The following is a 19,637-nucleotide window of genomic DNA, read 5'->3' as shown; positions in this document are numbered from 1 at the left end:
TCTCCTTCTTATTTCCTCTCCTTTGCCCTAACCCCTTCTTTCGTCTAAAAAATTAATTGAGTGGGCTTGATCTTAAAAGTTTTGCTCTGCTATCCTATCTTTCATATCGAAACTTATAGCTATCAGTTCGTAATTACATGTCCAAGAGAAATACCCAACAACGCCGCCATTCTATCCTTGTGATGGTCAATGAGCAGGGCGAGGTGAGTGTCGACTCACTGGCAAAGCACTTTGCTACCTCCGAGGTTACAATTCGTAAGGATTTGGCTGCCTTGGAAAAAAATGGCTTATTACTGCGTCGCTATGGCGGTGCGGTGGCGATCCCGACGGAAATGGTCAATGAAGTGGAAGAGTATATTTCGGTTCGTAAGTTAGCCATCGCCAAAGCGGCGGCAGCACGGATCCGAGACCACAATCGCATCATCATTGACAGTGGCAGTACCACGGCCAGTTTGCTGAGCTTATTAGGGGATAAACACGGGTTGGTGGTCATGACCAATTCGCTCAATGTCGCCAATGCGCTTAATGAACTGGAAAACGAACCGACGTTATTGATGACGGGCGGTACGTGGGATCCCCATTCCGAGGCTTTTCAAGGTCAAGTGGCGGAATCGGTGCTGCGTTCGTATGACTTCGATCAACTTTTCATCGGTGCCGATGGCATAGATACCGATCGAGGGACTACAACTTTTAATGAGTTGGTGGGTTTAAGCCGTGTGATGGCAGAGGTGGCCCGTGAAGTCGTGGTGATGGTGGAGTCCACCAAGGTCGGGCGTAAGATCCCGAATTTGGAATTGCCGTGGGCGAGTATCAGTACCCTGATCACCGATGATGGGTTGGACATGGTTGCGAAACAACAAATTGAACAACATGGCGTGCAAGTGATTTGCGCGGCAGACGCATAATTTAGGAGTGAACAACGATGTGTGGGATTGTGGGCGCGGTAGCGCAACGTGATGTAGCAGAGATCTTAATTGAAGGCTTACGCCGTTTGGAATACCGCGGCTATGATTCCGCCGGTGTGGCTGTGGTGGATCCGCAAGGCGACCTACAGCGTGTGCGCCGTTTAGGCAAAGTACAGGCGCTTGCAGAAGCGGTTGAGCAAGCCCCACTGGTGGGGGGAACGGGCATTGCCCATACCCGTTGGGCGACACACGGTGAGCCGTCAGAAGCCAATGCCCATCCTCACATGTCGGGGGATCACATCGCCTTGGTGCACAACGGTATCATTGAGAATCATGAGGCGTTGCGTGATAGCTTGGTTGCCCGTGGCTATGAGTTCCTTTCTCAGACGGATACCGAAGTGATTGCTCACTTAGTGGAATGGGAATTGCGCACGTCTGCGACCTTACTGGAAGCGGTACAGAAAACCGTGACCCAACTGGAAGGCGCGTATGGCACGGTGGTGATGGATCGCCGTGATCCGGAGCGCGTGGTCGTGGCGCGTTCTGGTAGCCCGTTGGTGATTGGTTTAGGTGTCGGTGAAAACTTTTTGGCCTCGGATCAGCTGGCGCTATTGAATGTCACCCGCCGCTTTATGTTCCTCGAAGAAGGGGACGTGGCGGAAATTACCCGCCGTACGGTGAATGTGTTTGATACCCACGGTGAGCCGGTACAGCGTGAGGTGCATGAATCGAACCTGCAGCAGGATGCGGCTGACAAAGGCCTGTACCGTCACTACATGCAAAAAGAGATCTATGAGCAGCCAAGCGCGTTGATCAACACCATGGAAGGCCGTATCAGCAACGGCTCGGTGGTGGTGGAAAGCATCGGCAGTGGCGCGAAAGATATTCTTGAGAATGTGGAGCACGTACAAATTGTGGCGTGTGGTACGTCATATAACGCCGGTATGGTCGCCCGTTATTGGTTTGAAGCCATGGCCGGTGTCAGCTGTGATGTCGAAATTGCGTCGGAGTTCCGTTACCGTCCGTTTGTGACCCGTCCGAACAGCTTACTGATCACCTTGTCGCAGTCGGGGGAAACCGCGGATACCCTCGCCGCATTGCGTTTGGCGAAAGAGAAAGGCTACATGTCAGCGATGACGGTGTGTAACGTTGCGGGCTCATCTTTGGTGCGTGAATCGGATTTGGCCTTCATGACCCGTGCGGGTACCGAAATTGGTGTGGCTTCCACCAAAGCCTTTACCACCCAGCTGGTGGCGTTACTGATGTTTGTCACGGCGCTGGGCAAGGAAAAAGGCACCATTGATCGCATCAAAGAGCAGCAGATTGTGGATGCGCTGCATGCCCTCCCAACGCACATTGAAAAAGCGCTGGCGTTTGATAAGCCGATTGAACAGCTTGCGGAAGACTTTGCCGATAAGCAACATGCCCTGTTCCTTGGCCGTGGTGAGTTTTACCCGATTGCGGTAGAAGCGTCCTTGAAGCTGAAAGAGATCTCTTACATTCACGCCGAAGCGTATGCCGCAGGTGAATTGAAACACGGGCCTTTAGCCCTGATTGATGCGGATATGCCGGTGATCGTGGTGGCCCCGACCAATGATCTGTTGGAAAAACTGAAATCCAACATTGAAGAAGTGCGAGCACGTGGCGGCTTGCTGTATGTCTTTGCGGACAGTGAAGCGGGTTTTGAAGCGTGCGAAGGGATGAAGATCATCACCATGCCGCGCGTGGATGATGTGATCGCCCCGATTTTCTATACCGTCCCGATGCAGTTGCTGGCCTACCATGTGGCGCTGATCAAAGGGACCGATGTGGATCAGCCACGTAACCTGGCGAAAGCCGTCACCGTGGAGTGATCCTCGCGAGCGTCGAATCAGAAGCACCTTTCGGGGTGCTTTTTTTATGCCTCGTGGATAACGGGCGTCTATTCTCTAGGCAAGGATGCCTGCCCTTTTGTGTGAGTGTTGCGAATTGGTAATCGCGGGCTGACGGGTAACGAAAATGCGACTCATATTACAACACGCCCCTTTTACTTTATTTTATGTTGTTGTTTTTATGGCTTTTTGTTGTTCTCTGCAAGTTGGCTTATGTTGTGCATCCTAGTAATGAAAGTTAGGCATTATTCATTATGCGATAGCAGGAGGAGTGACATGACAGATCCGAAAGCGAAGATAGCGGCACGTATCAAGGAAGCGCGTGAGTGGAAAGGCCTTACCCAAGTCCATATGGCGCAGCAGTTGAAAGTGGCTAGGCAGACGTATTTGGACTTGGAAACCGGGAAAACAGAGCCGAAAGTCCGGGTACTGTCTGAGATCGCAGAAATCACGGAGCGTCCCTTAACTTGGTTTGTCTACGGGGATGAAGGGATTGAGATCTTAGAGAGTGAATACAAAGAAGAGATTGACCGGTTGTTGCAGTATTTCAGTCGCCTGCCCCATTCTGCACGTAATGTGATTTTGCAACAGAGCATAAATCTCGCCGGTTTTATGGCTGAATATACCCGTGCGCTGACACAACGTGATAAATAAATCACCAATTGTGCCCGTTAATGCTGGCACTCATCGAGTGCGGCTGTCTCCCTATCTGTGCATTGGTGACGAGCGATCACGTTTTGACGGTTTGTGCGTCGTCTTTACATATAACGGTAAGGGATAATTTCCTGACTATGTATAGCCGTATGGCGTCAACACACCAGCATGTCGGTGTGGGATGCGTCAGCATCGTGTTCAAGGGGTACAAAATGGACACCATCAAACCGCAAATTGCAAAGCGGATCAAAGCGGCACGGGAAGCGACAGGGATCTCGCAAGTGGCGATGGCCAAACAGCTGGGTATTGCCCGGCAAACGTATTTGGATTTGGAGTCCGGTAAAACGGAACCGCGTGTCACAACCTTGCTCAGTATTGCGATACTGACCCAGCGGCCACTGGCGTGGTTTGTGGGTGAGCCGGTGACACCGCCCCCACAAGGGGAATGGGAAGGGGATTTACACGCATTGCCTCCGTTGTATGCGCAGCTGCCCGCGACGCTACGTCAGCCGCTGGTGGAAAGCCATATACTGCAATTACAAGCCTGTATTCGGTATGTCACCGCACAATAAGACGGGCAAAAAAACAGCCCCTAACATGCCATCTTATGAGGTGACGTGCTAGGGGCTGTTACGTGATGGTGACAAAGCCATGCTCTAAAGCTTGGCGATATCAAGGTCGAGAAACTAACCCTGCGCTAAGAAAAAGCGATAAGCCGGATTATTGGTTTCATCTTTCCATTGATAGCCCAGTTCACGTAAGTGGCTGGTGAACGACAACAGATCCGCCTCTTCCAACTCGAAACCACACAAGACCCGACCATAGTCAGCCCCGTGATTGCGGTAGTTAAACAGGCTGATGTTCCAATGCGTGCCCAACGTATTGAGGAACTTGATCAGCGCCCCGGGATATTCTGGAAATTCAAAACTGTACAGACGCTCTTTGAGTGGCTTGGACGGTCGTCCGCCGATCATATAGCGCACATGCACTTTCGCCATCTCATCATCAGACAGATCCACGACCGGATAGCCACCTTTACGCAGATCTTGAATGATACTGTCGAGCTCGTCTTGCCCTTGTAGCAAGCGTACCCCGACAAACACATTCGCCAGCTGCGCATCGCTGTAACGGTAGTTAAACTCCGTCACCGCACGCCCCCCGAGCAGGTGGCAGAAATGAAGAAAGGCTCCCGGTTGTTCTGGGATCGTGACCGCCAGTAATCCTTCGCGTTTTTCCCCCAACTCACAACGTTCCGACACATAGCGCAGCCCGTGGAAGTTGAGGTTTGCGCCGGACAAAATCGCCGCCATTTGCTTGTTCTGTACCTGATGGGTGTCGGCATACTTTTTCAGCCCAGCCAGTGACAGCGCCCCTGAGGGCTCTGCAATGGCACGGGTATCTTCAAAAATATCTTTTACCGCCGAGCAAATTTCATCGCTGCTGACCGTGATGGCATCATCCAAATACTGCTGACAGACACGGAACGTCTCACTGCCGATGCGTTTGACCGCGACCCCGTCGGCAAACATGCCGACTTGATCCAGCATCACCGGCTGACCCGCATCCAGCGCCGCCCGTAGACAGGCTGAATCTTCCGCTTCGACCCCAATCACCTTGATGTTGGGCATCAGTTGCTTGATCAGCACCGCGATGCCGGCGGCCAAGCCGCCGCCCCCGACTGGGACAAAAATGTAATCGAGATGGCCATTTTGCTGCACCAATTCGACTCCAATCGTGCCCTGACCGGCGATCACCGCCGGGTGATCGAACGGCGGAATGAAGGTGTAGCCATGTTCATCCGCCAGTTGCTCGGCATGGCCTTTGGCTTCGTCAAAGTTACTGCCATGGAGTACCACTTTGCCGCCAAAACTGCGCACCGCATCGACTTTAATGTCGGGCGTAGTGCGTGGCATCACAATGGTCGCTTGTACCCCCAGTTGTTGCCCTGACAGCGCCAATCCCTGCGCGTGATTGCCCGCAGAAGCGGCAATCACACCGGCCTGACGTTGTGCATCAGTCAGTTGGGCCATCATGTTGTAGGCGCCGCGCAGCTTAAAAGAATGCACGGGTTGGCGATCTTCACGCTTCAGGTGGATCTGGTTGCCCAAGCGAGCCGTCAGACGTTTCATCGGTTGCAGGGGGGTGACTTGCGCAATTTCATAAACCGGCGCGCGTAAGATCTCGCGCAAGTAATCGGCCCCGCTGGGGGCGGTCGCCGTGTTTTCGCGTGTCTCGCATTGCGGGGCGTTATTCATCATCGCTATCCTTCCAACTTCGACTTATCGCGCACAGCCCCTTTGTCGGCACTGGTGGCTAACAGGGCGTAGGCGCGCAAGGCGAGTGAGACCTCACGCTGGCGATCGACCGGTTTCCAGCCGCGTTGGTCTGCCTGCTCGCGGCGTGTGGCCAATGTGGCGTCATCGACCTGCAGATCAATGGTGCGGTTCGGAATATCAATCGCAATGGTGTCGCCGTTTTCAATCAAGCCAATGGTGCCACCGCTGGCCGCTTCCGGAGAAACATGGCCAATCGACAGGCCACTGGTGCCACCGGAGAAACGTCCATCGGTGATCAGGGCGCAGTCTTTGCCCAGTCCCATCGACTTGAGGTACGTGGTCGGGTACAGCATCTCTTGCATGCCCGGGCCGCCTTTAGGTCCTTCATAGCGGATCACCACGACATCCCCGGCTTTCACGTGACCGGATAAAATGCCTTCAACGGCAGTATCTTGGCTTTCAAACACCACGGCCGGCCCAGTAAAGGTCAGGCAACTGTCGTCGACGCCAGCGGTTTTGACGATACAGCCGTTAAGCGCCATGTTGCCGGACAGTACGGCCAAGCCGCCGTCTTGACTAAAGGCGTGGGCTTGGGTACGGATACAGCCGTTTTCACGGTCATTATCGACTGTGTCCCAACGGCAGTTTTGTGAAAAGGCTTTCGTGGTACGAATACCGGCCGGGCCGGCGCGGAAGAAATCGATGATTTCAGGGGTGTCCGTCACAGCAATGTCGTACATCGGCAGGGTTTGGGCGAAGGTCTGTCCAAGAATGTTATAGCACTCGCTGTGGAACAGGCCGGCACGATCCAATTCCCCTAAAATGCCATAGACGCCGCCCGCTCGGTGGACATCTTCCATGTGGTATTTCGGCGTTGATGGGGCGACTTTACACAGGTGGGGAACACGGCGAGACATACGATCGATATCGTCCATCGTAAAGTCGATCTCCCCTTCCTGTGCCGCCGCCAATAAATGCAGCACCGTATTGGTGGATCCGCCCATCGCAATATCCAGTGCCATCGCATTCTCGAACGCTTTTTTGTTGGCGATATTACGTGGCAAGGCATTGCTGTCATCATTAAGGTAGTAACGTTTGGTGAGCTCGACAATACGTTGGCCGGCTTTGATGAACAGTTGCTCACGGTCGGCGTGGGTCGCCAGCATGGAGCCGTTACCCGGCTGGCTGAGACCAAGGGCTTCGGTCAGGCAATTCATGGAGTTGGCGGTGAACATGCCCGAGCATGATCCACAGGTCGGGCAGGCGGATCGTTCGATCTGCTCACTTTGTTCATCGGATACCGTGGGATCAGCCCCTTGGATCATCGCATCCACCAGATCCAGCTTGAGGATCTGATCCGACAGTTTGGTTTTGCCGGCTTCCATCGGGCCACCAGAGACAAAAATCACCGGAATATTGAGGCGCAGTGAGGCCATCAGCATGCCCGGGGTGATTTTGTCACAGTTGGAGATACACACCATGGCATCGGCACAGTGGGCATTGACCATGTACTCGACGGAGTCGGCGATCAGCTCGCGGGACGGCAGGGAATACAACATCCCACCATGGCCCATTGCGATCCCATCATCGACAGCAATGGTGTTGAATTCTTTAGCAATACCGCCCGCTTCTTCGATTTCTCTCGCCACCAGTTGGCCGAGATCTTTGAGGTGCACGTGGCCGGGAACAAATTGGGTGAAGGAGTTCACGACGGCGATGATCGGCTTACCAAAATCTTCATCTTTGACCCCGGTGGCACGCCACAGGGCGCGGGCACCGGCCATGTTGCGGCCGTGGGTGGTGGTGGCGGAACGGTACTTAGGCATAACGACAATCCTTTTGCTGTATGGCACTGCCCGCTGTGGCGATGACAGCGGGCAGCCGAGTATTCATTACTTATCGGCAGGGTAAACGTAATCCAACCAGCCCCACTTGTCTTCGGTGGTGCCGTTGAACAGGCCAAAGTACGCTTCTTGCAGCACTTTGGTCACGGGCCCGCGCTTGCCTTCCCCGACGGTGATTTGATCCACGCTGCGTACTGGCACAATTTCGGCGGCCGTCCCGGTCATGAAGACTTCATCGGCAAGGTAAAGGGCTTCACGGGCAATGTTTTCTTCGCGTACTTCATAACCGCGCGCTTTGGCCAGCGTCATGATGGTGTCGCGGGTGATCCCCGGCAGAATCGCGCTGGTGGTCGGTGGGGTAAAGAGGACGCCATTGCTGATCACAAACAGATTTTCCCCTGCGCCTTCAGACAGGTAGCCATCCACACTCAGGGCGATCCCTTCGGCATAACCGTGACGGCGGGCTTCGCCACCGACCAACAAGGAAGACAGGTAGTTACCGCCCGCTTTAGCCGCGGTAGGAATGGTGTTCGGCGCCGCACGGTGCCAGCTTGAAATCATCGCATCCACGCCATTTTCCAGTGCTTCTTCCCCAAGGTAAGAGCCCCACGGGAAGGCGGCCATAATCAGTTCCATTTCGGTTCCGACGGGCGGGCACACACCCAGCCCCACATTGCCGACATACGCGAGCGGGCGGATATAGGCCGATTCCAGTTTGTTCGCGCGCAAGGTTTCTCGGCACACTTCCATCAGGGTATCGACACTGTAAGGGATCGGGAAACGGTAAATTTTGGCGGAATTTTTCAGCCTGACCATGTGTTCTTTATGGCGGAAAACGGCCGGGCCGTTCGGGGTGTTGTAGCAGCGAATCCCTTCAAACACGGACGTGCCGTAATGCATTGCATGAGTCAGCACGTGGACGTTGGCATCTGCCCAAGGCACCATTTCACCGTTAAACCAAATATAATCCGCTGTATTTGCCATTGTTATTCTTTCCTTAAAAACGATTGGTGCTCAACGAGCGTGGTTTCGACGGTGCGGATATCCCAAAGCTTTTCGATTTGGTTGATCAGCGTGGTGATAGGACGGTCACTGTCGACAAGTATTTCGATACTGGCGATTTTGCTTTCGTGGTTTTGGGTGGCATTCACTTGCTTGATCACAAAACCGCGGTGGCGGATCACGCGTAAGATCCGCTCTAGTAATACTGGTTTATCATCGGCCTTGATGTCGAGTAAATATCTATCCATTAGGTGTTCTCCAGCATGTCTTGGTTGGCGGCGCCCGGTGGTACCAATGGCCACACATTCTCTTCTTCGTCGATCAGCACATGGAGCAAGTACGCGGTCTTGCTGGCTAGCAGGGTTTGCAGGGCGGGTAGCACTTCTTCCTTGCGGGTGATGGTGTGACCGGGAATATCAAAGGCCTTCGCCAAGGTGACAAAATCGGGGTTGTCATCAAGGATGGTTTCACTGTGGCGACCGTCAAAAAACAAAGACTGCCATTGGCGGACCATGCCCAGACGCTGGTTGTTGATCAGCACCATTTTGACCGGTATTTGGCGACGCTTGAGCGTCGCCAGTTCTTGCACATTCATCATGAACGAGCCATCACCGGAGATCAGTACCGACTCATCGTCCGGCCGTGCCACTTTGGCGCCCATCGCGGCAGGTAAGCCAAAGCCCATGGTGCCAAGGCCGGCAGAGGTGATGTAATTTTGTGGCTCACGCGGCTGAATATGTTGGGCGGCCCACATTTGGTGCTGGCCGACATCGGTCGAGATCATGGTGCTGTCAGGCATGATGTCAGACAGTTGCTTCATGAGTAACGGGGCGTAGATCAGCTCACCCGGGTGATCGTAGCGCCATTTGAACTGCTGGCGCAGTTGCTCGCTGTAGCGCACCCAGTCACTGATATCTTGGCTCAGTTCCAGCTGAGGCAAGACCACGTTGATGTCCCCTCGCAACGGGGCGTGTGCATGACGCAGTTTGTTAAATTCCGCGGCATCGATGTCTATATGGATCACTTTGGCGTGCGGGGCGAACGTGTCGAGTTTGCCGGTCACCCGATCATCAAAGCGAGCGCCGACCACGATCAGCAAATCACACTCTTGTACGATTAAATTGGCCGCTTTGGTGCCGTGCATACCGAGCATGCCCAGGTAGTGCGGATCATGGCGCGCCACAGAGCCCAAGCCTTTTAAGGTACTGACAGAGGGCATCGGGTTAAGGTCGAGAAACTGGCGTACGGTGTGGGTGGCTTTCGCCAATTGGACACCGCCCCCCACATACAGCACCGGACGTTGACTGGCAGACAACAAGGTTTGGGCATCATGCAGTTGGTCGGGGGTCACGGTCGGGATAGGCGGTGGCGTGATTGGCGGTAACAGCGCAACGGGCGCTTGCGCCAGCTGCACATCTTTGGCGATATCGACAATCACGGGGCCCGGCCGGCCGCATTTGGCCACTTCAAAGGCTTCCGCTAAGGTGGGGGCCAGTTCGGCAATGTCGGTGACTAAGTAGCTGTGTTTGGTACAGGCCAAGGACATGCCAATCACATCCATTTCCTGAAAGGCATCGGTACCGATGTGTGAACTGGCCACTTGGCCGGTGATTGCCACAAGGGGCACGGAGTCCAAAAAGGCATCCGCTAAACCGGTGACGAGGTTGGTGGCGCCGGGGCCGGAGGTGGCCATACACACGGCAACGTCTTGCGTGGCGCGCGCCATGCCAATGGCGGCCATCGCGGCCCCTTGTTCATGGCGACATAAAATGTGCTCCACCCCGCCATCGTACAAGGCGTCATAGATCGGCATGATCGCCCCGCCCGGATAGCCAAAAATGGTTTTAATTCCCTGCTGATGCAGCGCTTTTACGACTAACTCTGCTCCCGTCATCGCTGCTCTCCCTGTGCCTTCGTTGCGACGTGCTATTCAAAAAAAAGCCCCCGAGCCATGTGGCTGCGGGGGCTGGTTTGCGTTCGTTCTTTTCGTTACGATTTTCCGCCTGCTCGCCCCCCTCGCGGCTGAATAATCACCACGATGACGTTGAGAATGAGAATGAGGGCGTGAACGGTAAATCGCATTGACTGTCTGTCCGGTTTTTGTGTTTATACGTTGTGTTTACTAAGTGGTAACACAGAGATTGCTCACATGACAAGCAAAAAGTATAAATTATTTACCATCTTATCTGCATAAATAGTCTATTAGTGAAACTTATTTTAAGTAATTCATTAACTTATTTGATGAAAGTGTTATCAGGATGGTGAAGCATGAACCTGGCTATAGTTCACAGCCGTGCGTGTGTTGGGGTGGAAGCGCCAGCCGTGACGGTCGAGGTCCATATCAGTAACGGTATGCCGGCATTGGCGCTGGTGGGGTTACCGGAAACGAGTGTCAAAGAAGCGAAAGATCGGGTACGCAGTGCCATCGTCAATGCGGGATTTGAATTTCCGTCTCGGCGGATCACGGTGAATTTGGCGCCTGCCGATCTGCCCAAGGAAGGTGGCCGGTTTGATTTGCCGATCGCCTTGGGGATTTTGGCGGCTTCAGAGCAAATCCCGCTGAAGGCGGTACGCGATTATGAATTTTTAGGGGAATTGGCGCTATCGGGCGAATTGCGGCCGGTGAAAGGTGCATTGCCCGCGGCGTTGGCTGCCAAACAGGCGGGGCGTTGTCTGGTGGTGCCCGACAGTAACGGGGATCAAGTGGCGCTGGTGGGAAAAACCTTGCATAAATCCGCGCCGTCTTTGTTGGCGGTGTGTGCTCATCTGCACGGCCAAACCGCCTTGGGGCTGACGCAGTCACCCCCGGCCGTAGCCGTAAAAACTGGCAATGAGCGGGATATGCAGGACATTATCGGCCAGCAACAAGGCAAGCGGGCGTTAGAAATTGCCGCTGCGGGTGGCCATAATTTGCTGTTTTTAGGGCCGCCCGGTACAGGGAAAACCATGCTGGCTTCTCGCCTGCGTGATTTATTGCCGGACATGAGCATTGAGGAAGCGCTGCAAACCGCGGCGGTAACCTCCCTCACGCCGCAATGGATCCATGAAGGCAATTGGCGTCAACGTCCGTTTCGTACGCCGCACCATTCCAGTTCAATGGCGGCACTGGTCGGCGGCGGATCGGTGCCTCGGCCGGGGGAGATCTCACTGTCTCATAATGGCATTCTGTTTTTGGACGAAATGCCGGAATTTGAGCGCAAAGTGCTGGATTCGTTGCGCGAACCGTTGGAATCGGGCGAGATTGTGATCTCTCGCGCCACCAGTAAAACCACCTTCCCTGCCCGCTTTCAGTTGATCGGGGCACTCAACCCCAGCCCGACCGGGTATTACGAAGGGAACCAGTCGCGTACCAATCCGCAGGCCATTTTGCGTTATCTCAGCCGTTTATCCGGCCCGCTATTAGACCGTTTTGATATGTCAATTGAGATCCCCGCCCTGCCCCGCGGCACGCTGGCGGAAGGGGGCGATCGCGGTGAGCCCAGCGAGGTGATCCGCGCGCGGGTGCACGCGGCCCGTGAGACGATGTTAACGCGCTCGGGCAAGGTCAATGCCTTGTTGTCGACCCGAGAGTTGGATAGCCACTGTGCCTTAGTGCGCAGTGATGCGGAGTTCTTGGAAACCGCGCTGCATCAGTTGGGGTTATCGATCCGGGCGTATCATCGCATCATCAAAGTGGCACGGACCATTGCGGATTTGGCGGGCAGTGAGGCGATCACCCGGGGGCATTTAGCGGAGGCACTCGGGTATCGGTCGATGGACCGATTATTGCGTCAGTTAACGGCACAAACGGCATAGCTGTGCTCACGAGGGAGCATGGGAAGGCGTGACGCTTGGGGCGTTAATCGCTAAAAAAAGACAAGAAAAAAGGGCCATACGGCCCTTTTTTTATCGCTGACGAACGCTGTGCGTCGGGCGAAGATTATTTGGTCAGCAAGAAGTTAACCAGTGCAAAGTACTCATCGGCAGAGCGGAGTTTACCTGTCTGTACCACGTACTTGTTGTTCACGACAACAGACGGTACACCGGTCAGGCCACTGTCTTTGAATGCTTTGTTGTAACGGTTAACCATGGAGTTCACCGCAAAGCTGTTGAACGCACCGTCAAAGTCTTCAGCCTTTACGCCTTCATCGATGAAGATCTGACGCAGTTCGGCATCGTTACGTGGCGGCTTTTGCATGTCGTGAATGCGATTAAACAACACCGGTGTGATCTTGTTTTCTACGCCCAATACCACGGATGTTGCATACGCTTTGCTCATGGAGTTACCCATGTCGCCGCCCATGAAAGAGACATGGTTTTTCTGCAATTTTGCATTGTCTGGCAGGGCTTTTTTCAGCTCCTGAATCATCGGTTCAAAACGGTAACAGGCCGGGCAGTAGAACGAGTAGAACTCCGTCACGATAGGACTGCTGGATTTTGGCAGATCCAACACCTTATAGTGATCCCCTTCTTTGAAGGACGCGGCGTGCACGGAAACGGAAAACAGAACCGCACTGATCAGAATGAAAAACTTTTTAAACATGTTGCGAATTACTCCCTTAAAAAGGATTGAAATAACGACGTTACTTATCCATTGATATTATTAATGTTATTACCATTGTGGCGTCAGTTGCAATGGGGCTTCATGCAATGCCGCCAGTTGCTCTTTGAAGGCCAGCACTTGCCCTTCCCAATACTTGGCGTCGGCAAACCAAGGAAATGCGAGCGGGAACGCGGGATCTTCCCAGCGTCGTGCCAGCCATGCCATGTAATGTACCATTCTAAGACCGCGCAAAGGCTCAATGAGTTTCAATTGGCGCGGGTCAAAATCTGAAAATTCGTTATATGCGTCCAAAATTGTGTCTAATTGGGCCAATTGATCATGACGTTCACCATTGAGCAGCATCCACAAATCTTGTACCGCGGGGCCATTACGCGCATCGTCTAAATCAACAAACAGTGGCCCGTCACGCCACAGAATATTACCTGGATGGCAATCGCCGTGCAGACGTACGCTGGTCCAGTCGGTGTCCCAGTATTGGGTCAGTTCACGGATCAGCAGGTCGAGATCGGAAAAGAAGGCCTGCTTGAGGTGATCGGGGATCAGAGTGGTGTTTTCCAGTACCTGTCGCGGTTGATGCAGGTATTCATCCAGCCCCATTGTCGGACGGTGCGCAAAGGCCTGCTGCTTGCCGACTTGATGGATGCGGCCAAGAAAACGTCCGACCCATTCCAGTTGGTCAAAATTATCCACTTCAAACTGACGACCGCCCAAACTCGGGAACAAGGCAAAACGGTGACCATTAAAATGGTGCAGCGTCTGGCCATTAAGCACAATCGGTGCGGCAACCGGGATCTCTTGCTCGGCCAGCGCAAGGGTGAATTGGTGCTCTTCGGCAATTTGCGCATCGCTCCAGCGCTGCGGACGGTAGAACTTGGTGACGTAACGCGCGCCGTCTTCGGCGGTGAATTGATACACCCGGTTTTCATAGCTGTTCAGGGCTAACAGGCCGGATTCGGCGCGAATGCCGGTACTGTCAAGCGCATCTAAAAGCTGATCGGGGCCGAGATCGGCAAAGCTAAAACCGTTCTGTTGGGTCATAAGACAAAGTCCGCGAAGTAAAAGTACTCAAGTATACCACTCAACCCGTACTAAACCTGCAGTGCCCGCAAGATAAGCCCGTGGTTGGAAGGCGTCCATCATAATAAAGAAAGGCCGTTACCGGCCTTGTCTTTACACTCTTTTTCATTGGATGGTCAGGTATGGCTGGCGTCGGTGGTTAGCGTAACTCCCCGATAAAACGGCTTTCGGTTTCGATGTGATGGGCATCACCGGTACGCGTGAGCGTGAAGGTGATCGCCGAAATCGGTGATACCAGCGCTTCAGGCGCGATCCCTAAGCTGATCGGTAGGGTGAAAATCTCGCCGGCGGCGACGTGAATGCGTTGTTCCCCGTACCACTGCACCGCGTCAAGCCCGTGTACGGCCAGTTGATACTGGGCTGGCTGCTGGGTTTTATTGAGGATTTTCAGGGTATAGGTGTTTTCCACCAAGCCTTCACTGTTGATTTTGAACAGTTGGCTGCGATCGCGCAGCACGTCTAAGCCCATTGGTTGTACCGCTTGCAGCAAATAGAAAAAGAGGCCGATCATCGCGCCCATCACTGTGCCATACCCCAACAGTTTGGGGCGCAGTATCGTGGTTTTATGCCCTTCCAGTTTGTGCTCGGTGGTATAGCTGAGTAAGCGGGGCGCGTAACCCATCTTTTTCATGGTTTCATCACAGGCATCGACACAGGCCCCGCAGTTAATGCATTCGTATTGCAGGCCATCACGAATATCAATCCCCGTCGGGCACACTTGCACACACAAGTTGCAATTAATGCAGTCACCCAGCCCTTGCGCGTTGTGATCGTGTTTGCGAGAGCGAGGGCCGCGTTGTTCTCCGCGCGCGGCATCATAGCCCACGATGTAGGTGTCTTTATCAAACATGGCAGATTGAAAGCGTGCGTACGGACACATGTGCAGGCAGACGATAGTGCGCATCCAGCCCGCATTGGCATAGGTGCAAGCGGTGAAAAACAGCACCCAGAATCCGGCCCAGAAACTGACGTTGGCGGTAAAAAAGTCAATCACCAAGGTGTGTATCGGCAGGAAATAACCAATGAAGGTTAAGCCGGTGGCTAAGGCCACGGCCAACCAAGCGAGGTGTTTGAGGATTTTACGCCACAGCAACGGTCGGGTCAGGGGCAAACTGTCTTGCTTGCGCCGTTTATTGGCCGCGCCTTCGAGCTTTTCTTCAAACCAGATGTAGATAAAGGTCCAGACTGTTTGTGGACAGAGGTAACCACACCAGACGCGCCCTAAAAAGGTGGTGATAAAAAACAGGGCAAAGGCGGCGATCACAAATAAGGTGGCCAGTAAGGTGAGATCTTGCGGCCAGAAGGTGGTCCCAAAGAAATGAAATTGTTGGTGTTCGATGTCGAGCAAAATGGCCTGTCTGTCGCCATAAGGCAGCCAAGGCAATCCCATGAACAGCAGCATTAATATCGCCCCCATGCGGCGGCGTAATTGTTGGTAAAGGCCTTTAACCGCTCGGACATAAATGCGGTTACTGGGATTGAAGCGATCCGTGCTGCCCGTGTGGGTGTGCGGGTTACGCTGGGTGGGTGGGTGATCCGCCGGCGGCGTGACATCCTTTATCTCTATTTTATCTTGGCTCATGACATGGCTTCCTTTAAGACCCTGCCGTGCGGCGAGGGATCAATGGCCGACTCGCTCTCGGCCTCCCTGTGATCAGGTGTTGTAATAAAGACGTTGCTAATGGGACGAAATTGTTATCGCCGAGTATATCCCAGCCGGTCAACGGATGGGCGCAGGCCGATCAGAATTGAGATCTCGCGGGGATAACGGTAACGAGAAAGGGTGCGTATGTAACAGGGCGAGAAAGTAAAACAGTAGGATGCTGGTGAAAAAACAGAGCGATAAAAAGCGAAGCGGGAGGGAAAAAGCGAGCTGAGGGAAAAATAGAGGAATAAAAAGCAGCGGGATAAAAAAGAGCAGGCCAGCTAGCCCAAGGCTAACTGGCAGCAGGCTTACTTGATGATGCCGCGGGCACGGAGGATCGCGGTTTTGAAATCATCTTCACAGTCTTTCGCAAGGCCTGGGATCATGTCTTGTTTGTCGCTGTTACGCATTTTCAGGTGGTAAATCAGGACATCGTCAGTTAACTCGTCCAGACGGCCTTCGTATTTGGCTTCTTCTGCCAGTTTTAGCAGGAATTCAACTAGGTTCAAATCCGGATCTTTTTGCCACTCTGGGTGCAACAGTTCGATAAGTTCGTTTACGCGATGCGTCTTCATAGATCACTCCACAAATAAAGGCTGATGAATATTATTGTCATAGTTTTTGTGGGGGTAACGGTATAACAAACACAGGCATGATACAAATAAAAGGCAGCCCTTCTGGCTGCCTTTCGTCGCCTTATTAGGCGGCTTGTTCGCTATGTACCGGCGTCGGTACTGGGGCCGTTGTCGTAGGGCTTGGCAGCGGTGAAACGGTCGCCGTTTGTGGCTTGGCCTTATACGTCGGGGCGTGCGAAGTGGTACGCAGGCGGGATGGGCTGCGAGGCGTGGTGTAGCGGAAAGAAGCAGGGCGCATGATTCACCTATTGATGAGGCGCGTCCGTGGCCAAAGTTAATACCGTATTTCCGTCGCTGTGTCGCTGGCTGAGCCGTTCCTCGCCGGAAATCAGGGGATGTGCTGTTTTTTTCGCCGCGAGGATAGCAATAACCTATTCTTAAGTCGAGTGATTATTGACCATATTTCGAGATGGTTTCATCCCCTTCTCGTCGGGAGAAAAAAGGGAACTGTTAACGATATCGGCATCTGTGAAGATAAGCCGTTTCTCTGCCGCAGCTTTATGGTCTAATGCTGCCATGTTGGCAACTAAGAGCCAGTCGGCCGATATCGCCGAGCGGGCAATAACAAAAGCCTTTGGAGGAAGTCAATGGAGCAAGCGGAGCAGCGACAGGTCACGAGCCGTAATCTGTCCTATAAACTGGCGGAGTCGATCGGTCAGCAAATTTTACGGGGTGAAACGGCACCCGGTGAGATTTTGCCCGGTGAAGTGGAGCTGGGTGAAATGTATGGCGTGAGTCGTACCGCCATTCGTGAAGCGATTAAGATGTTGGCAGCGAAAGGCATGGTATTGCCACGTCCGCGCATTGGTACTCGTGTGCTGCCTAAGCGTAACTGGAATTATTTGGATCAAGATTTGCTCGCGTGGCTCAACTTCGAGCAGCATGACGAGTTGGTGCAAGAATTTCAGCGTGTGCGATTGGCCCTGGAGCCCGAAGCGGCAGCGATGACAGCGATGAATGCGAGCGATGAAGATCGCGAGGCGCTGTGCGTATTGATGGCTGAGATGCATGCGCTGGGTGATCATTTTGATCAAGACCGTTGGATTGACGTGGATACCCGTTACCACCAGTTGATTTATTTTGCCTCCGGCAACCATTTCATTAGCCCGTTTGGCAATTTGTTCAAAGCGGTGTTTGAAAATTACTTCCGCGTGATCACGCGTGATAAGGTCATTAAGCTGGATCTTCACCAGCGCGTGGTCGACGGGATCATGGCCCGCGATCCGGATGCGGCGCGTCAAGCGGCGATAGACCTCCTCAAATAATGCAAGAAACGAAGCCGAGTGCTTCGTTTTTTTGTTTGCCTAGCAGAACCTCAAGACAGAGGTTGCAGATCCGGCGCATTCCCTGCTATATAAATTTCAGTTCATAGTATTCTATTATGTCGGTAGGGTATGTCCTGTTGGTGTATGACGCAAAGGAGGCGCTGAGATGTCGTTATTTCGTAAAAGTTTAGCCAGTTTAGGTATGGGCGCGGCGCGTGTTGATACCGTCATTCAGCAGGATGTGTTGATCCCCGGTGACACGCTCTTGGTCGATGTGCAGGTGCATGGCGGTAAAGTCGAACAGCAAGTCGACAACATCGAGCTGGCCCTGTGTTGCCATTACAAAGAAGAAGTGAGCGCTAGTCAGGGCGAGAGCCAAAACCGGGTCGAAACCGTGAATCAGACCTGTGTACTGGCGGCATGGACCCTGCCCTATGCGTTTACCGTCCAACCGGATGAGGTGCGCCATTTTGAGGCCAGCTTAGCCCTGCCCTTTAATACCCCGATCACCGTGGGCGAATCCAAAGTGTGGTTAGACACGCGGCTGGATATTGCGCTGGCGATTGATCCCCGCGATCAAGACCGCTTAACCGTCCGTCCCGATCCGCTGCTGGATGGCGTGTTTACCGCGTTGGAGTTGGCCGGGTTGCGGATCCGTCAGGTGGAATGCGAAGCGGCGAAGGGGTTTGCCCTGCCGTTTGTGCAAGAATTTGAGTTTGTGCCGGTGTCTGGGCCGTACCATGGGCGCTGGCGGGAGCTGGAAATCGTCACGTATCGGGATGCGGAGAACCTGAAGCTGTGGTTTGAGGTCGATCGCCACCAACATGGATTGTCCGGCATGCTGTCGGGGTTGCTCGGCCGCGGCGAGCTGCATCGGTATTGTGAATTGCCCGCCAGCTTGCACCCTCAGCAAGCCGGTGAGCAGGTCTTGGCTTTCCTCGACAGCTATACCTAAACATGACCGATTCCTCAACACAACAATGTGATGTTAAGCCGCCACGGTCTGGCACTGTGGCAGGCATTTCCCCTAACGCGGTGAGGTATTTGCTTACATAATCACGATTATTTCGGCGTACACTTGTAAGCTAGACTGTGTCATACTGCCTTACTATGAGGCATACGCGACAATAATGTCGGGTATCAAGGTTATTTAGGGATCGCAGAGATGGCAAAACCGCAAGCCGCCGGTGCGGCGTATTCTGTTGCTGAAGAAGTGGCAAACAGCGTGACACATGGGATCGGGATGCTGTTTGGTATCGTCGGTCTGGTGTTGCTTTTGAATCAGGCAGTGGCTGCCCATGCCGATCTGCTGAGTGTCACCAGCTTCAGTATCTATGGCGCCAGCATGATTTTGCTGTATCTCGCGTCCACCCTCTACCATGCCATTCCTTTCCAACGGGCCAAGCGTGCGTTGAAAACCTTTGACCACTGTGCGATCTACCTGTTGATTGCCGGTACGTACACGCCCTTTTTGTTGGTTGCCTTACGCACGCCCTTCGCCATGACGTTGATGGCGGTCATTTGGGGGATCGCGCTGATTGGTATCGTGATCAAAATTGTGTTCGTTTACCGTTTTAAGCGGTTGTCACTGGCGACCTATTTGACCATGGGCTGGCTTTCTTTGATCGCCATTTACCCGCTGGCGACATCACTGGCAACCGGTGGCTTGGTGTTGCTGGCATTAGGCGGGGTGTTGTATTCGGTGGGGGTGGTGTTTTACGTCAATAAGCGCATTCCTTACAACCATGCCATTTGGCACTTGTTTGTGTTGGGCGGCACGGTATGTCACTTTTTCGCGATTTATTATTACGTGCATCCGGTGTCGTCTTAGTCGCCGTATGATGCCTGTGCCGATAAGCGAAAAAAAGAGAGCCCATACGGCTCTCTTTTTTATGCGCGATACGCGAGATGAACGCGGTG

18 protein-coding genes are annotated in these 19,637 nt (G+C 53.6%); 8 read left to right on the top strand and 10 right to left on the bottom strand.

All coding sequences use genetic code 11. The features are described 5' to 3' along the window. The first annotated feature begins 137 nt into the window (after positions 1-137). The 4 genes from ACSF8W_RS22650 (at position 138) to ACSF8W_RS22635 (ending at position 4,002) form a co-directional block, all read left to right on the top strand. A complete protein-coding gene (locus ACSF8W_RS22650) occupies positions 138-905 on the top strand; it encodes a DeoR/GlpR family DNA-binding transcription regulator (RefSeq protein WP_500849356.1) in 768 nt (255 codons plus the stop codon). A gap of 17 nt (positions 906-922) precedes the next feature. After that, complete coding sequence (gene glmS, locus ACSF8W_RS22645; RefSeq protein WP_500849355.1) at positions 923-2,758, top strand: glutamine--fructose-6-phosphate transaminase (isomerizing); 1,836 nt, start codon at positions 923-925, stop codon at positions 2,756-2,758. 294 nt (positions 2,759-3,052) lie between these two features. Then, positions 3,053-3,430: a helix-turn-helix transcriptional regulator gene (locus ACSF8W_RS22640; protein WP_428478161.1), complete on the top strand. Its 378-nt coding sequence runs from the start codon at positions 3,053-3,055 to the stop codon at positions 3,428-3,430. 212 nt (positions 3,431-3,642) lie between these two features. Beyond that, a complete protein-coding gene (locus tag ACSF8W_RS22635) occupies positions 3,643-4,002 on the top strand; it encodes a helix-turn-helix domain-containing protein (protein WP_500849354.1) in 360 nt (119 codons plus the stop codon). 114 nt (positions 4,003-4,116) lie between these two features. On the opposite strand, the gene ilvA is transcribed toward ACSF8W_RS22635, so the two are convergent. From ilvA to ilvG, 5 genes are all read right to left on the bottom strand, one after another. Beyond that, positions 4,117-5,685 (bottom strand): threonine ammonia-lyase, biosynthetic, encoded by a 1,569-nt coding sequence (gene ilvA, locus ACSF8W_RS22630; RefSeq protein ID WP_500849395.1) that lies wholly within the window; start codon positions 5,683-5,685, stop codon positions 4,117-4,119. 5 nt (positions 5,686-5,690) lie between these two features. After that, positions 5,691-7,532, bottom strand: a complete 1,842-nt coding sequence (ilvD, locus tag ACSF8W_RS22625) for a dihydroxy-acid dehydratase (RefSeq protein WP_500849353.1) — start codon at positions 7,530-7,532, stop codon at positions 5,691-5,693. A gap of 66 nt (positions 7,533-7,598) precedes the next feature. Next, positions 7,599-8,534 (bottom strand): branched-chain-amino-acid transaminase, encoded by a 936-nt coding sequence (gene ilvE / locus ACSF8W_RS22620; protein ID WP_500849352.1) that lies wholly within the window; start codon positions 8,532-8,534, stop codon positions 7,599-7,601. Between the two features lie 2 nt (positions 8,535-8,536). Beyond that, a complete protein-coding gene (gene ilvM / locus ACSF8W_RS22615) occupies positions 8,537-8,800 on the bottom strand; it encodes an acetolactate synthase 2 small subunit (protein WP_428478157.1) in 264 nt (87 codons plus the stop codon). Then, a complete protein-coding gene (gene ilvG, locus ACSF8W_RS22610; protein WP_500849351.1) occupies positions 8,800-10,446 on the bottom strand; it encodes an acetolactate synthase 2 catalytic subunit in 1,647 nt (548 codons plus the stop codon). The genes ilvM and ilvG overlap by 1 nt, the downstream gene beginning before the upstream one ends. Before the next feature lie 374 nt (positions 10,447-10,820). Here ilvG and ACSF8W_RS22605 point away from each other — a divergent pair, with 374 nt between their 5' ends. Further along, on the top strand, positions 10,821-12,347 hold the full coding sequence (locus ACSF8W_RS22605) for a YifB family Mg chelatase-like AAA ATPase (RefSeq protein ID WP_500849350.1): 1,527 nt from the start codon (positions 10,821-10,823) through the stop codon (positions 12,345-12,347). A 124-nt stretch (positions 12,348-12,471) separates the two neighbouring features. On the opposite strand, the gene ACSF8W_RS22600 is transcribed toward ACSF8W_RS22605, so the two are convergent. The 5 genes from ACSF8W_RS22600 to ACSF8W_RS22580 all read right to left on the bottom strand — a co-directional run bounded on the left by ACSF8W_RS22600 (position 12,472) and on the right by ACSF8W_RS22580 (position 16,690). Beyond that, positions 12,472-13,074 carry a DsbA family protein gene (locus ACSF8W_RS22600; RefSeq protein WP_500849349.1) on the bottom strand — a complete coding sequence of 201 codons (603 nt, stop codon included), beginning with the start codon at positions 13,072-13,074 and terminating at the stop codon, positions 12,472-12,474. 69 nt (positions 13,075-13,143) lie between these two features. Beyond that, complete coding sequence (locus ACSF8W_RS22595; protein WP_500849348.1) at positions 13,144-14,133, bottom strand: serine/threonine protein kinase; 990 nt, start codon at positions 14,131-14,133, stop codon at positions 13,144-13,146. Between the two features lie 178 nt (positions 14,134-14,311). Next, positions 14,312-15,754, bottom strand: coding sequence for a cytochrome c oxidase accessory protein CcoG (gene ccoG, locus ACSF8W_RS22590; protein WP_500849347.1), 1,443 nt, complete (start codon positions 15,752-15,754; stop codon positions 14,312-14,314). 371 nt (positions 15,755-16,125) lie between these two features. Next, a complete protein-coding gene (locus tag ACSF8W_RS22585) occupies positions 16,126-16,392 on the bottom strand; it encodes a YihD family protein (protein WP_500849346.1) in 267 nt (88 codons plus the stop codon). A 124-nt stretch (positions 16,393-16,516) separates the two neighbouring features. Then, positions 16,517-16,690, bottom strand: a complete 174-nt coding sequence (locus ACSF8W_RS22580) for a hypothetical protein (protein ID WP_500849345.1) — start codon at positions 16,688-16,690, stop codon at positions 16,517-16,519. Between the two features lie 349 nt (positions 16,691-17,039). Here ACSF8W_RS22580 and ACSF8W_RS22575 point away from each other — a divergent pair, with 349 nt between their 5' ends. From ACSF8W_RS22575 to trhA, 3 genes are all read left to right on the top strand, one after another. Beyond that, positions 17,040-17,717, top strand: coding sequence for a FadR/GntR family transcriptional regulator (locus tag ACSF8W_RS22575; protein WP_500849344.1), 678 nt, complete (start codon positions 17,040-17,042; stop codon positions 17,715-17,717). A 166-nt stretch (positions 17,718-17,883) separates the two neighbouring features. Then, positions 17,884-18,672 carry a sporulation protein gene (locus tag ACSF8W_RS22570; RefSeq protein ID WP_500849343.1) on the top strand — a complete coding sequence of 263 codons (789 nt, stop codon included), beginning with the start codon at positions 17,884-17,886 and terminating at the stop codon, positions 18,670-18,672. Positions 18,673-18,882: 210 nt separating this feature from the next. Beyond that, positions 18,883-19,548 carry a PAQR family membrane homeostasis protein TrhA gene (gene trhA, locus ACSF8W_RS22565; protein WP_500849342.1) on the top strand — a complete coding sequence of 222 codons (666 nt, stop codon included), beginning with the start codon at positions 18,883-18,885 and terminating at the stop codon, positions 19,546-19,548. The last annotated feature ends 89 nt before the right edge of the window (positions 19,549-19,637 follow it).

Source organism: Photobacterium sp. 270122K (assembly GCF_059941365.1).
The sequence above is the reverse complement of the archived record's forward strand: the minus strand, read 5'-3'. Positions and strand labels throughout refer to the sequence as shown.

Excerpts from the sequence above, each read along its gene's own strand:
- ACSF8W_RS22575 (WP_500849344.1), top strand. The coding sequence starts at position 17,040 with ATGGAGCAAGCGGAGCAGCGACAGGTCACGAGCCGTAATCTGTCCTAT.
- ACSF8W_RS22570 (WP_500849343.1), top strand. The coding sequence starts at position 17,884 with ATGTCGTTATTTCGTAAAAGTTTAGCCAGTTTAGGTATGGGCGCGGCG.
- ACSF8W_RS22650 (WP_500849356.1), top strand. The coding sequence starts at position 138 with ATGTCCAAGAGAAATACCCAACAACGCCGCCATTCTATCCTTGTGATG.
- ccoG (WP_500849347.1), bottom strand. The coding sequence starts at position 15,754 with ATGAGCCAAGATAAAATAGAGATAAAGGATGTCACGCCGCCGGCGGAT.
- ACSF8W_RS22635 (WP_500849354.1), top strand. The coding sequence starts at position 3,643 with ATGGACACCATCAAACCGCAAATTGCAAAGCGGATCAAAGCGGCACGG.
- ACSF8W_RS22640 (WP_428478161.1), top strand. The coding sequence starts at position 3,053 with ATGACAGATCCGAAAGCGAAGATAGCGGCACGTATCAAGGAAGCGCGT.
- trhA (WP_500849342.1), top strand. The coding sequence starts at position 18,883 with ATGGCAAAACCGCAAGCCGCCGGTGCGGCGTATTCTGTTGCTGAAGAA.
- ilvG (WP_500849351.1), bottom strand. The coding sequence starts at position 10,446 with ATGACGGGAGCAGAGTTAGTCGTAAAAGCGCTGCATCAGCAGGGAATT.
- ACSF8W_RS22595 (WP_500849348.1), bottom strand. The coding sequence starts at position 14,133 with ATGACCCAACAGAACGGTTTTAGCTTTGCCGATCTCGGCCCCGATCAG.
- ilvD (WP_500849353.1), bottom strand. The coding sequence starts at position 7,532 with ATGCCTAAGTACCGTTCCGCCACCACCACCCACGGCCGCAACATGGCC.
- ilvA (WP_500849395.1), bottom strand. The coding sequence starts at position 5,685 with ATGAATAACGCCCCGCAATGCGAGACACGCGAAAACACGGCGACCGCC.
- ilvE (WP_500849352.1), bottom strand. The coding sequence starts at position 8,534 with ATGGCAAATACAGCGGATTATATTTGGTTTAACGGTGAAATGGTGCCT.
- ACSF8W_RS22585 (WP_500849346.1), bottom strand. The coding sequence starts at position 16,392 with ATGAAGACGCATCGCGTAAACGAACTTATCGAACTGTTGCACCCAGAG.
- ACSF8W_RS22605 (WP_500849350.1), top strand. The coding sequence starts at position 10,821 with ATGAACCTGGCTATAGTTCACAGCCGTGCGTGTGTTGGGGTGGAAGCG.
- ilvM (WP_428478157.1), bottom strand. The coding sequence starts at position 8,800 with ATGGATAGATATTTACTCGACATCAAGGCCGATGATAAACCAGTATTA.
- glmS (WP_500849355.1), top strand. The coding sequence starts at position 923 with ATGTGTGGGATTGTGGGCGCGGTAGCGCAACGTGATGTAGCAGAGATC.
- ACSF8W_RS22580 (WP_500849345.1), bottom strand. The coding sequence starts at position 16,690 with ATGCGCCCTGCTTCTTTCCGCTACACCACGCCTCGCAGCCCATCCCGC.
- ACSF8W_RS22600 (WP_500849349.1), bottom strand. The coding sequence starts at position 13,074 with ATGTTTAAAAAGTTTTTCATTCTGATCAGTGCGGTTCTGTTTTCCGTT.